Raw genomic sequence first — 13,607 nt, 5'->3', positions numbered from 1 at the left:
TGATTGTCAAAACCATTTTCTTTAAAATCACTCTTCTAATATGAAATTGTTGTAGTAAAAATTGATCGCATCCAGAAGAGCCTCCCAGGAGGCTTCAATGATGTTTTCTGATACTCCAACAGAATCCCAGGTTTTATTGTTGTCCGTGAAGGTTATGAAAACCCGAACCTTGGCCGCTGTGGCTTCTTCAGGATTTAATACACGGACCCTATAGTCGCTAAGGTGAATATTTTTCAGAAAGGGGAATGAAGGAATCAGTGCATCCCTGACAGAGGCATTGAGTGTATCTACAGGACCTTCGCCCACTGCCGCTCCCATGTGTTCCACTCCGCTTACATTTAGAAAGAGCCGGCCCACCGTCTTACTCTTGCTTTGCATTGTTTTATAAGATTCAATATGGTAGTTCTGTAGCTCGAAAAGTGGAGTATATTTGCCCAGCGCCTTCCTCATTATGACGTCAAAAGAGGCCTCAGCCGCTTCGTATTCATAACCATCCATCTCTTTCTTTTTTAGAGTCTCAGTCAGCTTGGAAACAATCTCGGATTTTTTGTCAAAGTCTCCATATTTTGAAAGCTTTCTGACAATGGTGGATTTACCAGCCAGCTCAGATAGAAGTATCTTTCTGGAGTTCCCTATGAGAGAGCTGTCCATATGCTCCATAAGATGTTCAGCTTTAGCTAAAACGTCTGCGTGCTGCCCTGCCTTGTGGGTAAAGGCTGTTTCTCCCACATAGGCTTGGTTCTTTTCGGGTATAATGTTTGCCTTTTCAGCTGTGAATCTCGATAGTTTCGTCAGGTCCTTGAGTTTTGTACTGCAGTAAACCTCTTTTTTCATCTTTAAAATCAAATTGGGGATGATAGCACAGAGGTTGGCATTTCCCACTCTCTCTCCCCAGCCATTGATGGTTCCCTGGACATGAACGGCTCCAGCTTCCACAGCCAGTATGGATGAGGCAACAGCCGTTGCAGTATCGTTATGGAAATGCACTCCCAGAGGAGCCAGATTTCTCGTTTTCAAGTTATTGATTGCAACAATGACAGCCTGGGGCAGTGTTCCACCATTGGTATCACAAAGAACAAGGCAGTCGGCCCCGGCATCCGAAGCGGTTTGAAGAACTTTGAGAGCATAGGCCTGGTTGTTCAAGTAGCCGTCAAAAAAGTGTTCTAGATCAAAAATGATTTCCCGGCCTTCGCTTTTAAGATAGGTAATAGAGTCATGAATCATATTTAGATTTTCATCCAGGCTTGTTTGAAGCACTTCGCTTGCATGCGCGTCCCATGATTTCCCGACGACGACAACTGTCGGGGTTTCGGCCTGAAGCAAAGCATTGATATGTGCATCCTGTGATGCATGAATCCCGGGCTTTCTCGTTGATCCAAAGGCGCAAATCTTAGAATGCTTGAGATTCAGTTTCTGGATTTCCTTGAAGAAGGCAGTTTCTTTTTCGGATGCCAGAGGAAATCCTCCTTCAATATAGTCAATTCCAAAATCATCCAGCTTCTCCGCAATTTCAAGTTTGTCCTTCAGGGTAAAGTTGATACCTGTTCCCTGAGTTCCATCCCGTAATGTCGTATCAAAAACTGCAATTTCAGATTTTCCCATAACCTTTCCTTATTTAAACCGATTCAAAAGAACACGTTGCTAATATAGTTAAATAGCAATAAAATGATTTTATGGGTAAAGATAATGTATTTGACAGCCTTGTTAAAGACCTTTCTTCCGAAGAAAGGCGAAAAATGATTGAAAAATTGGATGAAAATATCCATATTAGCCGAGAACCACTGGATTTACGCGTTGAAAATGAGGTAGTTCAAACCATAGAGCAAGAATATAAGGCATTGTTTTGGTTAGATAAGTTCATTGTTTTTTTTAAATCATTGTTTTTGGCTAAAGATAAGTTGGAAATCACCAAAAAGATAGTGATCAAGCGTATCGCTCGACAGGTATCACAAATAAGTCCTGAGTTTTTTGATATAAAGAACCATGCCATTACGGGTGAATTCTGTAATTTGATCATTGATCTCTCAAATTCAGTTGATTTTATAAGAAATCCTCTCACAGTCTGTTTTGAGATTGATAAAAATCAGTTTTATTCCCTAATGGGGCAACTCGAATTTCCACAAATACATCAGGAACTGAGTCAGAATATCAATCCTTGGGAACATTCCTCCCGACATCCATCTCAGGACATTCATAGCATAAGGCGAAACCTTACGGAAAATCTGGAGGCTTGTCTTTCTAAGATCAGCCGTGAGGACCGATTGAAAATGATGGAAATGACCCGGACTCTCAATCACATGTATCAGCTTAGTACCTATCCTTTTAAGCAGATTGTCAGCCAATTTCCAGATTCGGTAGATGGAACGCTTATGTCTGCCAGTTTTTCAGGGCTGTCTAGTCCTTTGACTGAGCTGGGTAGTATTTTGAAATCATTTATAAATCCTCCATCCCTTAAGTTGTTGGAGGCCGTTTTCTTGTTGTATTACAGCCTGGCCGGCAGAAATACAGGGGACTCTCTGGAAGATCTTGTTTCTCAGGGTATTAGCCGTTGCGACACTCTTTTTGAAAAAATACGGGAATTTAATAAATCTGTTCCGTTTTCAGATTTGCTCAAAGTCATCAATGAGGATCCCTTTTTTCAAATTTCTGACAGAAGCGGAGGAGAAGACTGGTTTTATTTCTTCCGTCAGTATTGGCAGGATGCCTTAAATGAACAGTTCAGGCTGTTTAACCGTGAGAAGGTTCTCGAAGAGGCAGGGAATGAACTATTGCGTTATTGGGATCTCAATAGCCTTTCCTTTATAAATGGTTACGGACCGACCGAAAAATCAGCTATATTTTCCTATTCAATGGCATCATTAAATACATTCTTTTTGCATAACTATCAGAAAAAGCTCTATTATCCCATGAAGATTATTCTGGTGGATGGTAATTTTTACAAAAAGAGCAATCGCGATGAATATGACAAGATGTTTCAGGTTTTAGTCAAAATAGGGGACCGGATTAAATGGTTTGAGAATTCCCTCCTTCCCGACGGTGACTCCGGGAGAAAAATGAGAGATGTTAGTCATGAATTCAAGGACGACAAGGCCGAGTCCGATCGCCAGATCATGAAGCTTAAAATTGGTGTCAACCGAGATGCCCTGATGGTTCTTGAGGATTCTCTTCATTGCCTTTTTACGATGGGAAAGCTGATGAATGGAATTGTTTTGGGAAATGGCGGCAGTTACGATACCTTGTCTAACTTTTCAGAATTGGGGGGGCGCAACAATGAAGAGCTCCGTCAGAGCGTGACCGAAGCAGCCGATGATATTCATAAAATATCTCATTCACTACAGGATATAATCAATCTTGAAAAAGAAAAAATGGAAGAATATATAAAAGAAATGAATGAGCAGTAAACCTGAGAGTAAGTCCCGTTTTATTGACTATTCACCTTAATTCTGTTTAAATCCAGTTAATGAAAAACATGTGAGGCGGAAATGGATAAACAGAAAAAACAGTGGCAGATTATTCTGTCAGAAGCCTTGAAAAAGGCAGCAATTGAGAAAGGACTTCATCAGACTGATTTTATAGAAAAAATCATAGTAGAACAGCCTCCCCGCCCTGAATTGGGTGATCTGGCATTTCCAATGTTTCCCTTCGCAAAAGATTTCAGAACAGCTCCTCCCGCAATTGCAGCCTCTGTTGTTGCAGCTATCAGGGAAGATGCTCCGGGCCGGGCTGAAACAGCTGGTCCTTACGTTAATATATTTTTAGACCGCGCAGCCGTTGTTTCCGCATTAGTTGGCGATGTTCAAGCTCATGGTGAATCCTTTGGGCATTCCCGTCATCTGGCTGATCAGAAGGTCATGGTCGAGTTCTCCTGTCCAAACACCAATAAACCACTTCATTTAGGACATCTTCGAAACGATGCCATTGGAGAAAGTGTCTCCCGCATTCTAGCCGCATGCGGTGCAGAGGTGCAGAAGGTGAATCTTATCAATAACAGAGGGGTTCATATCTGCAAATCAATGCTGGCTTATCAGAAGTTCGGCAATGGAATCACTCCGGAGTCCTCCGGCAAAAAAGGAGATCATCTCGTTGGTGAATTCTATGTGAAATTCAACAAGTGGTCCAAGGAAGATGAAACAGCCGAAGCTCAGGCTCAGGATATGCTTATCAGATGGGAGCAGGGGGATGAAGAAGTCACGGCTCTCTGGGAAATGATGAACAAATGGACCATCGACGGCATAGCAGAAACATACAAAAATACAAACATATCCTTTGATAGATACTATTATGAGAGCGATACATATCTCTCGGGAAGAGATGAGGTCCTCAAGGGGCTGGAAAACGGAGTCTTTTACAAAGATAAAGACGGCAGTATTCGTCTGGACCTTTCAGAGATCGGGATGGATACTAAAGTCATGCTCCGTTCCGATGGAACATCTGTGTATATGACTCAGGATTTGGGAACAGCCATTGCACGTCATAAGGATTTTCCCTTTGACAGACTCATCTATGTGGTGGGCGCCGAGCAGGTATATCATTTTCAAGTCCTGTTTCATGCGCTAAAGAAATTAGGCTACTCCTGGGCCGACATGTTGTATCACCTTTCCTATGGGATGGTGAACTTACCGGAAGGGAAGATGAAATCTCGAGAAGGGACAGTCGTCGATGCGGATGATCTTTTAAGGCAGCTTAGCAGTATGGCAAGCGATGAAATCCGCATCAAAGACCGGGCTGAGGCCGTTGGGGATGTAGAAGATACAGGTCAGAAAATAGCTTTGGCAGCCCTGCATTATTTCCTTTTGCAGGTTTCTCCCTATAAAGATATGGTTTTCAATCCGAAGGAATCTCTCTCCTTTAACGGGAATACAGGGCCTTATCTGCAGTATATGAGCGCAAGAATCAGCAGTATGCTGAATAAATATGAAGGCTTGAAAGCTGAATATGCCGGTATAGAAGAGGATTTCTCTCTCCTCACCAGCGATGTTGAATGGGAACTTGTCAAGAGTCTCAGTTCTTTTCCTGATATTGTCCGTACTGCGGCAACAGATCTTAACCCTTCCATCGTCGCCTGTCATCTCTATGATATTGCGAAAAATTTCAGCCGTTTTTACAATGACTGTCCTATTTTGGGAGTGGACAATAAGGCTTTGACAGTGGGAAGAATTGCCTTATCCAGAGCGGTTCTGCAGGTTTTAAAGAATGGATTCAAACTTGTGAATATTCCCTTTCTCAGCAAAATGTAATTTTCTCCTAAGTATCTGCACTTGACCACATTACGTGATAAATGGTATACCCATTGAGTGCCAAAATAATAGATTTGAGGTTAACCAAAATGTACGCACTTGTAGAGATCAAAGGTAAGCAGTATAAAGCTGAGAAAGGTGCTGTGTTATTAGTTGACAAATTTGACAATCAGGCCGGTGACAAAGTGGAATTTGATTCCGTGCTTCTTATTTCAGGTGAGGGAGATACGAAAGTTGGATCCCCTTATGTGGATGGAGCAAAAGTTACAGCCGTTGTTAAAAGTAATGTCAAAGACAAGAAGGTAGTTGTTTTCAAGTTTAAGAGAACAAAAGGCTACCGGAGAACACAGGGTCACAGACAGAATTATACTCTGCTTCAGGTAGAAGATATCCTGGGCGCTTAAGAAGCTTGCTCGGTGATAAGGATTGTTCTAACCTTTAGGGATTCCGGTCAATTACAGACCCTGACATCCCGAGGTCACGCGAATAGGACAACAAATCTGCCCAGTGAAGCCTGTGCTGCTGTCTCGGTTCTTCTGAGAACGGCCGCCAGGCTCTTCAGTCATACCGATGGTTTAAGTATCGTTGGAAAGGCTGATAAACCGGGGCATCTTGAACTAGATGTGAAAGATGTTCCCACACAGCACCAAGAGTGGTTCAGAGGTGCTGTAGACATGTTAATGTTAGGGTTGCGGGATCTCCAAGAGGAGTATCCCGACAGCATTCAAATCAGAACAGACGTGAGGAAACGATAATGGCTCATAAGAAAGGTGGAGGAAGCTCCAAAAACGGAAGAGATTCCAATGCTCAGAGACTGGGTGTGAAACGATTCGGTGGTCAAGTAGTAAAAGCCGGAGAAATTCTTGTTCGTCAGAGAGGAACTAAGATTCATCCTGGTGAAAATGTAGGTATTGGTAAAGATGATACTCTTTTTGCAACAGAAGCGGGAAGTGTTCTTTTCCATGATAACAAAGGCAAGAAAAGAGTATCTATTGTCGCATCAGGCGAATAGGAATTTATGCAGGGTTTTATAGACGAAACTCGACTCGAAGTGTATTCCGGAGACGGAGGCGCTGGTAGCGTCTCTTTCCGGAGAGAAAAATATGTTCCTCAGGGCGGGCCGGACGGTGGTGATGGCGGTCGTGGGGGCAATGTTGTTTTTCAGGTTAGAAATAATTTGAAAACGCTATCTCATCTCAATCATAAGCATACATACAGGGCCGAAAATGGTCAGTCTGGAAGAGGCAAGCGCATGCATGGTAAAGACGGAGAATCCGTCATTATCACCATCCCTCCAGGGACTTTGATTAAAGATTACCAGACTGGCGATATCATTAAAGACTTTTCTGATAACCAGGATGGTGAAGAATGGGCTTTTCTTCAGGGTGGCAATGGCGGACAGGGTAACTGGCACTTCAGAACTTCTAGAAAGCAGACTCCTCGATTTGCCCAGCCGGGTATGCCAGGTGAGTATGCCGAAATAAAACTGGAACTGAATCTCATTGCCGATATCGGTTTTGTAGGCTTTCCAAGTGTTGGAAAATCCAGTTTGCTGAAGGCTTTAACCAATGCAAACCCCAAGGTTGCGTCCTATCCTTTTACGACGAAAATTCCAAATCTAGGAATGCTTCGTTTAGGTGAAAAAGACATTGTCTTGGCAGATATTCCTGGTATCATAGAAGGTGCTTCCCATGGGTTAGGACTTGGTTTTAAGTTTTTAAAACACATTTCCAGAACTGCTGGTTTGGCCTTTCTTATCGATCTTGGTGAACCGGATTTTGAAGATACTTATGCTAAACTGCTGGTTGAACTGGAAGCATATAATCCTGAACTTCTTGAAAAACAGAGACTCCTTGTGGGAACCAAAATAGATCTTGAGGATTCAAGTGATAACCTGAAGAAATTGCAGGATCTATATCCTGAGGAGCATGTCATTGCTGTTTCTGTTTTTTCCAGAGAAGGTCTGGATGAGCTGAAGTTGGCCATGCTGAAAATGGCTACCTGACATGAGGCTTGTCATGCTGGGGGGGACGTTTAATCCTCCTCATCTGGGACATCTGAAAATTGCAGAAGCTGTCCGGCAGGAATTCGGGTATGAAAAGCTTGTTCTTGTCCCTTCCTTTATTCCGGCACACAAGGATATTGAGGGCGGGGTAAGCTTTCATAAACGGAAGATCATGACCGAACTGTCTATCAGGGATAGAGAGTTTGCCTTTGTTTCTGACTGTGAATACAGGCGGAAGGGTGTCTCCTATAGCATCGATACTATCCGGTATCTTAAACAAGAATATACAGAAGGTGAGAAGCCGGGTCTTGTTATCGGAGATGACCTTGTTGGTGGTTTTGTTCGCTGGCATGAAGCTGAACATCTAGCGGAAGAAGCGGATATCATAATCTGTCATAGGGGAGATCCGAAAGACTTGGATTTTCCATTTCCACATCGATACTTTCAAAATACAATATATAACGTTTCATCATCGGAAATCCGAACACTTCTTAAGCAGGGTGAAGATGTCTCTTCTTATCTGGTACCCTCCGTTTTAGAGTTTATTCACACACAGGGACTCTATGGTGTGTGAGCAGGATCTCATTTCCGAAGGACAAAGGATGCTCAGCAAGTCCCGTTGGGAGCACTCCCTTAGGACGGCTGACTACGCTGTTTTTATGGCCGATCACTACGGCCTCCCTCATGAAACTGTACGATTGGCAGCACTGGCTCATGATTTAGCGAGGGAAAAACCGGCGGACATAATTGTAAAGTGGGCTCTTTTAGACCAGAATACCCTGTCCGAATATCATTTAGCCCATCCTGTGCTGCTTCATGGTTTTGCGTCTGCCTGGTATTTGCGAGAGCATTTTGCTTTGACAGATGATTCTCTATTGAATGCCGTCAGGTATCATACAACGGGCCATCCGGATTTAGATGCATCTGGATTGATTGTTTTTGCTGCGGATTACATGGAACCTGGAAGAACACATTTGACAGATCTTACAAGGAAAAATTTGCTCATCCTCTCCTTGGAAGAACTGGTTTTGGCCATATTGGATGCCATGAAGCTTCACCTTGTCAGTAAGGGGTTGGACCTTTCTCCTGACAGCAGGGAGTTGTCTCACAGACTCAAGAAAAGGTACAATCACGGTTTATGAAAGACAAACGTTCTCCAGACTTATCGCTGCTGTTATTGATCCTGATTTTTCTGATTCTGGCTGGATTATCCCTCTATATTCTTCTCACTATGAAGATTGACGACTATAAAGAGATGGTGAATGATCATAAACTGATCAACACGATTATCATCATTGAAGAAGAGGGTGTTCCCATCGTCACAGAGCTCTATTATTATCATCCGGAAACTAAAAAGGGTGCCCTTTTGAATATTCCAGAAGAGACAGGAGCCCTCATTCAGTCCCTGAACAGGGTGGACAGGATTGATACTCTTTATAATTCTGAAGATCCCTCCTATTACCTCAGGCAGATTGCCTTGCTCACGGGAATTGAACCGGATTTTTATCTGCAAATCAAGACAGAAACACTCATCAGCCTTGTGGATTATCTGGAAGGTGTAGAAATATTTCTTCCCAATTCTGTTTTAATTCAGAATGATAAAACTAATATCCTTCTTCCCTCGGGAAGTGTGAATCTTGATGGCGACAAGGCTCTGGATTATCTGACTTATAAAATTGAAGGGGAGTCAACAGAAGACAGGATTAAACGGGAACACGAATTGATCATGGGGCTCCTTAAAAAAATCAATAATCTGTATAGCCCTCGTTTTTCAGAGTCATTTATAGAGTATATATATCCTGAAATTAACACGAATCTAGATGATAAATCTCTGGATTCCTTCCTCCATGAGATGGTTTCTCTAGAGGTAGATCGTGTTGTATTTCAGCAGGTTTTGGGTACCAGCAGGAAGGTTGATTCTCAAATTCTCTATTTTCCACACTACGATGGTAAGCTTTTGCGGGAAACGGTGAAGCAAATGCAGGATTCTCTATCGGATTTCGATGTACTTAAAGATGAAAAACTGGTAGTGTCACTGGAAATACAGAATGGTACGTCGCGTAACGGTCTGGCCAGTAGAACGGCTCAGGTCTTCAAAAGTTACGGTTATGAAATAGCCTCTGTAAAAAATGCTGATTCTAGCCGATATGATAATACGGTTATTCTGGACAAGAAGGGAGACCCCGCTGCTGCTCAAAGGGTCGCGAATCTTATCAAATGTCAGAGAATCCATACAGACGTTGACCAGAATAGAGATGAAACAGTAGATATAATCATTATATTAGGAAAGGATTTTGATGGACGATATGTTAAATAAAAAGGGCTCCGATATTTGGAGTGGTGCTTTGAATGCTGTACAGGAGGCCAAAGGAATCAATCCTGTAGTACTTGATCTGGTTGATCATTGCTCATGGACGGACTATATGATCGTTGTGACAGCTACGAGCCGGATACATCTAAGGGGTATCTATCAGAAAGTTCTGGATTTGCTGAAAGAAGATAAACATCTGTTTGTCCGTAACGGCAAGGGAACAAAAGACGAGAACCAGTGGATTCTCATGGATTGCGGTTCTCTGGTGATACAGATACAGACTGCCGAAGCCAGGGAGTACTATGATCTTGAGGGTGTCTGGTTTAAGGCGGAAAGGCTCTTCACTGAAGAAGATTACTCTTCTAGTTCTTCATCTTCTAGTAAATCATAATCTTCCAGTTCATCGTTGTAGGTGAACGGTCGGATATTATCTTCAACATCGTCCATATCTTCATCTTCATCAGTTTCTAACTGATCGTCAATGTTTGATTGGGCGATGCCATCATCGTATTCGTTATCCATCTTCTCATCAAAAGCATCTATGTTCTGCTCTAATAATTCATCTTCTTCGGCTATGCTAAAATAAGAAATAGGCTCCGGGTCAGCGTTCTTGATATTCGAATCTGATTGAATCATTCATTAATCCTTCATGTGGAGATGCCTTTTGGATTTAATAATTTAATATCATTTTTTACTAATATTGCCAACCGCTGATATATAAATTAAAATGATTTTTATTATGAATGATGAAAATTTTAATAATTTATTGAAACTAGCTCTGAATGAAGATCTCCACGATTCAGGAGACATTACATCACGAGCCATATTTGATGACAATCAAATAACTACGGCAGTTTTGAAAAGCAAAGATACAGGTATCCTGGCGGGGATTTCCTTTTTTTCTCAGGTTTTTGTCAAAGTTGATTCTCGAATTGTCGTAAGGAAGAAGATGGATGACGGCAGTTCTCTGAAACCGGGAGATATAGTTGCCACCGTTACTGGTCCTGTCGCGGCAGTTCTGGAAGCAGAAAGGACGGCCATTAATTTCCTTTCATTTCTTTCAGGTATTGCCAGTTGTACGGCCCAGCATATCAAAACGGCCCAAGAGAATGGTCATGTAGTCATTCTGGATACTAGAAAGACACTTCCTGGATATAGATCTTTATCGAAGTATGCCGTAAAGATGGGGGGAGGGCAAAATCATAGAATGGGACTGTATGACATGATTATGATCAAGGATAATCATATAGATGCAGCCGGTTCAATCAGCTCTGCCGTGACAAGAGTCCGTGATAAATGGGGTGATCACTATCGTATTGAAGTAGAATGCCGCACCCTGGAAGAAGTCAAAGAAGCCTTGGACTGCCGGGTTGATGTCATCATGCTGGATAATATGAGTCCGGAAATGACTTCAGAGGCTGTCTCTATGAGACAGGGGCATGTTGAATTTGAAGCATCGGGTAATATGGACCTGGAAAAGATTAAAAAGTATAACAATACAGGTGTGGATTATATTTCCATTGGAAAATTAACACATTCGGTAAAAGCCTTCGATTTTTCTCTTGTTATGGAGTAATCATTGTCAGAAAACGATCAATTTGACGTCATTGTCATTGGAACAGGAATCTCCGGGCTTGCAACGGCTGTAACCGCCAGTGAAAAAGGTTTGAAGGTCGGGATCTTCAGTAAATCTGGAGATCTTGAGGAAACGAATACCTATTATGCTCAGGGAGGCATTGTTGGGAATGGGCATGAAGACAGTCCAGAGCTTCTGTCGGAAGACATCATTAAGGCAGGAGATTTTCTCAACAGTACAGAGGCTGTGAATCTTTTATCCAAAACCGGACCGGATCTGGTAGACGAATATTTGGTGAAGAAACTTGGAATTTCTTTTTCGAGGGACAGTAAGGGGCAGCTTGATCTGACAAGAGAAGCGGTTCATTCAGTAAGGCGCATCTACCATGAGAGAGATATTAGCGGTAAGGCTATAGAGAAGGGTATGCTGGCTTATGTTAAAAAACTGAAAGGGATTCAGGTTTTTCCATTTCATATGGCAATCGACCTCATCTCCAGCTGCCATCATTCTACCGATACACAATCCAGATATGGTAAGAATCGTATCATTGGTGCCTATATCCTCAATTGTGAAACAAAATCCGTAAATCCTGTTTTTGCCGGAGCCGTCGTTCTGGCCACAGGCGGTGTGGGAAATCTGTACCTTCACTCCTCCAATCCTTCTATCGCGACAGGTGATGGGATAGCCATGGCCTACCAGGCAGGAGCCAGCCTGATTAACTCCGAATATGTGCAGTTCCATCCTACCACTTTGTACCATAGGGATGCAGAAAATTTTCTGATATCCGAGGCTGTACGTGGTGAAGGGGCCATCCTGATCAACAAGAAGGGTGAGCCCTTTATGGAACGATATAATCCCAGTCTCAAAGATCTGGCCCCCCGTGACGAGGTATCCAGGTCCATTTACATGGAAATGGAGCGCTGTGGATCTACCTATGTTTACCTGGATACACCCCGTATGAGTGTCGATATTCCCAAACGCTTTCCTGGAATTTACAGTAAGTGTTTGGAAGTGGGACTAGATATTACGAAGGAACCTATTCCGGTCGTCCCTGCTGCTCACTATTTTTGCGGCGGAGTGAAGGTTGATATGGATGGACAAACGACTATTCCAGGGCTTTATGCCGTTGGAGAAACTGCCTGTACGGGAGTTCATGGAGCAAACAGACTGGCGTCTATCTCTCTCCTCGAAGGGCTTGTTCTGGGTCTGCGGGCCGGCTGGTCTATCTCTCAAACTCATGAACGGCCGTCCCTGTCCATGCGGCGCTCCATTCCGCAATGGATTTTTCCTGCCAATGAAGATAAGGTCGATCCCGTATTGATCAAAAGTGATGTTCATACCATTCAGAGTCTGATGTGGAATTATGTGGGTATCATAAGGTCTACAAAACGTCTGTCTCGAGCCTTGTCTGATCTGAACTATCATTCTCACAGAATTGACAGGTTCTATAGGCAGGCAGGACTGACAAGAGACCTGGTAGAATTGAGGAACTCTGTCTTGGCTGCTTCGGTAATAACCAATGCAGCCTATAATAACAAGCATTCAAGAGGATGCCATTATATTATCAGAGGGGATGTGCCCCATGAGAACAGTTAGTATTCAGGCCCCGGCTAAAATCAATCTTCATCTCCAGGTCGGAAGTCTCCGGCCTGATGGGTTTCATGACATCTGTTCTCTTTTTCAGGCTGTCAGTTTCTATGATGACATCATCATGGAGTTGACGGAAAAAGAGGGTGAAATCATTATTGAAGGTGATTTTCCCTGTCTGCCGGAAGACAACCTGATTTTCAAAACCATAGAGCTTTTTCGTAAAAACTGTTCAGATCAGAGAGGTGTGAAAGTTCGGGTTACAAAAAGAATTCCCAGCGAAGCAGGATTGGGTGGCGGTTCATCCGATGCCGCTGCTGTCCTCAAAGGGTTGATGCTCCTTTTAGAGATACACCCTGGAAACCATGCTCTGTTTACCATGGCATCTCAACTGGGGAGTGATGTTCCCTTTTTTCTTAAATACCCTTCAGCTGTAGTTACAGGCCGGGGAGAAATCCTCGAAGATACGGGGCATGTCCCCAGTCTCTATGGAGTTCTTGTAAAAGGAGCTGGAGCCGGCATTTCAACAGCAGCTGCGTATAGGGAAATAGACCATGCATTTGAGAAGGGAATACTGGATCAATATGTTCTGACCAAAGAAGATATGCTCAAGGCCTATCTGCATGAGAAACCCGAAGAATGGCCCTTTTTTAACAGCTTCCTGGAAACTTACAGAAAAGAATCCAAACCTCTTGAGTTTATTTCTAAACTTCTTTATGATGCAGAAGCTATATTTGCAGGTTTATCTGGAAGCGGCAGCGCGATGTTCGGGCTCTTCCATTCGCAAAGATCAGCCATGAATGCGGAACAGTCTTTAAAAGGGCAGTTTCCTTTTGTAGAAAGAATTAATTTCCTTAATAGCATTCCTGATGCAGTTGTAATATAATGATT

General features: G+C 42.9%; 15 protein-coding genes. 13 read left to right on the top strand and 2 right to left on the bottom strand.

Annotated features, from left to right (window positions below; genetic code table 11):
- Positions 1-27: 27 nt before the first annotated feature.
- The gene (gene cimA / locus EXM22_RS07125; RefSeq protein ID WP_149485850.1) at positions 28-1,602 is read right to left on the bottom strand and encodes a citramalate synthase; all 1,575 of its coding nucleotides are present in this window, start codon (positions 1,600-1,602) and stop codon (positions 28-30) included.
- 71 nt (positions 1,603-1,673) lie between these two features.
- Here cimA and EXM22_RS07120 point away from each other — a divergent pair, with 71 nt between their 5' ends.
- The 10 genes from EXM22_RS07120 (at position 1,674) to rsfS (ending at position 9,944) form a co-directional block, all read left to right on the top strand.
- Positions 1,674-3,401: a DUF5312 family protein gene (locus tag EXM22_RS07120; RefSeq protein WP_149485849.1), complete on the top strand. Its 1,728-nt coding sequence runs from the start codon at positions 1,674-1,676 to the stop codon at positions 3,399-3,401.
- Positions 3,402-3,482: 81 nt separating this feature from the next.
- Positions 3,483-5,237 carry an arginine--tRNA ligase gene (gene argS / locus EXM22_RS07115; RefSeq protein WP_149485848.1) on the top strand — a complete coding sequence of 585 codons (1,755 nt, stop codon included), beginning with the start codon at positions 3,483-3,485 and terminating at the stop codon, positions 5,235-5,237.
- Positions 5,238-5,326: 89 nt separating this feature from the next.
- Positions 5,327-5,641: a 50S ribosomal protein L21 gene (gene rplU, locus EXM22_RS07110; RefSeq protein ID WP_149487946.1), complete on the top strand. Its 315-nt coding sequence runs from the start codon at positions 5,327-5,329 to the stop codon at positions 5,639-5,641.
- A 12-nt stretch (positions 5,642-5,653) separates the two neighbouring features.
- Positions 5,654-5,992, top strand: coding sequence for a ribosomal-processing cysteine protease Prp (locus EXM22_RS07105; RefSeq protein WP_149485847.1), 339 nt, complete (start codon positions 5,654-5,656; stop codon positions 5,990-5,992).
- On the top strand, positions 5,992-6,249 hold the full coding sequence (gene rpmA, locus EXM22_RS07100) for a 50S ribosomal protein L27 (RefSeq protein WP_149485846.1): 258 nt from the start codon (positions 5,992-5,994) through the stop codon (positions 6,247-6,249). The genes EXM22_RS07105 and rpmA overlap by 1 nt, the downstream gene beginning before the upstream one ends.
- Before the next feature lie 6 nt (positions 6,250-6,255).
- On the top strand, positions 6,256-7,242 hold the full coding sequence (gene obgE / locus EXM22_RS07095; protein WP_149485845.1) for a GTPase ObgE: 987 nt from the start codon (positions 6,256-6,258) through the stop codon (positions 7,240-7,242).
- Between the two features lies 1 nt (position 7,243).
- Complete coding sequence (gene nadD, locus EXM22_RS07090; protein WP_149485844.1) at positions 7,244-7,816, top strand: nicotinate (nicotinamide) nucleotide adenylyltransferase; 573 nt, start codon at positions 7,244-7,246, stop codon at positions 7,814-7,816.
- Positions 7,817-7,844: 28 nt separating this feature from the next.
- The gene (yqeK, locus tag EXM22_RS07085) at positions 7,845-8,384 is read left to right on the top strand and encodes a bis(5'-nucleosyl)-tetraphosphatase (symmetrical) YqeK (RefSeq protein ID WP_168203398.1); all 540 of its coding nucleotides are present in this window, start codon (positions 7,845-7,847) and stop codon (positions 8,382-8,384) included.
- Positions 8,381-9,559 (top strand): LCP family protein, encoded by a 1,179-nt coding sequence (locus EXM22_RS07080; RefSeq protein WP_149485842.1) that lies wholly within the window; start codon positions 8,381-8,383, stop codon positions 9,557-9,559. The genes yqeK and EXM22_RS07080 overlap by 4 nt, the downstream gene beginning before the upstream one ends.
- Positions 9,549-9,944 carry a ribosome silencing factor gene (gene rsfS, locus EXM22_RS07075; protein WP_168203397.1) on the top strand — a complete coding sequence of 132 codons (396 nt, stop codon included), beginning with the start codon at positions 9,549-9,551 and terminating at the stop codon, positions 9,942-9,944. The genes EXM22_RS07080 and rsfS overlap by 11 nt, the downstream gene beginning before the upstream one ends.
- On the opposite strand, the gene EXM22_RS07070 is transcribed toward rsfS, so the two are convergent.
- Positions 9,908-10,189 carry a hypothetical protein gene (locus EXM22_RS07070; protein ID WP_149485840.1) on the bottom strand — a complete coding sequence of 94 codons (282 nt, stop codon included), beginning with the start codon at positions 10,187-10,189 and terminating at the stop codon, positions 9,908-9,910. The two genes, rsfS and EXM22_RS07070, sit on opposite strands and share 37 nt — an antisense overlap.
- 103 nt (positions 10,190-10,292) lie before the next feature.
- Between EXM22_RS07070 and nadC the strand changes: the two genes are divergently transcribed.
- From nadC to ispE, 3 genes are read left to right on the top strand one after another with little or no spacing between them, the layout of a single operon-like run.
- Positions 10,293-11,129: a carboxylating nicotinate-nucleotide diphosphorylase gene (gene nadC / locus EXM22_RS07065; RefSeq protein WP_149485839.1), complete on the top strand. Its 837-nt coding sequence runs from the start codon at positions 10,293-10,295 to the stop codon at positions 11,127-11,129.
- A 3-nt stretch (positions 11,130-11,132) separates the two neighbouring features.
- Complete coding sequence (nadB, locus tag EXM22_RS07060) at positions 11,133-12,725, top strand: L-aspartate oxidase (RefSeq protein WP_149485838.1); 1,593 nt, start codon at positions 11,133-11,135, stop codon at positions 12,723-12,725.
- The gene (gene ispE / locus EXM22_RS07055; RefSeq protein ID WP_168203396.1) at positions 12,712-13,602 is read left to right on the top strand and encodes a 4-(cytidine 5'-diphospho)-2-C-methyl-D-erythritol kinase; all 891 of its coding nucleotides are present in this window, start codon (positions 12,712-12,714) and stop codon (positions 13,600-13,602) included. Before nadB ends, ispE begins: the two co-directional genes overlap by 14 nt.
- Positions 13,603-13,607 lie beyond the last annotated feature (5 nt).

This window comes from Oceanispirochaeta crateris (assembly GCF_008329965.1).
Classification (GTDB): domain Bacteria; phylum Spirochaetota; class Spirochaetia; order DSM-2461; family DSM-2461; genus Oceanispirochaeta; species Oceanispirochaeta crateris.
This window is presented reverse-complemented; position numbering and strand designations above follow the sequence as displayed.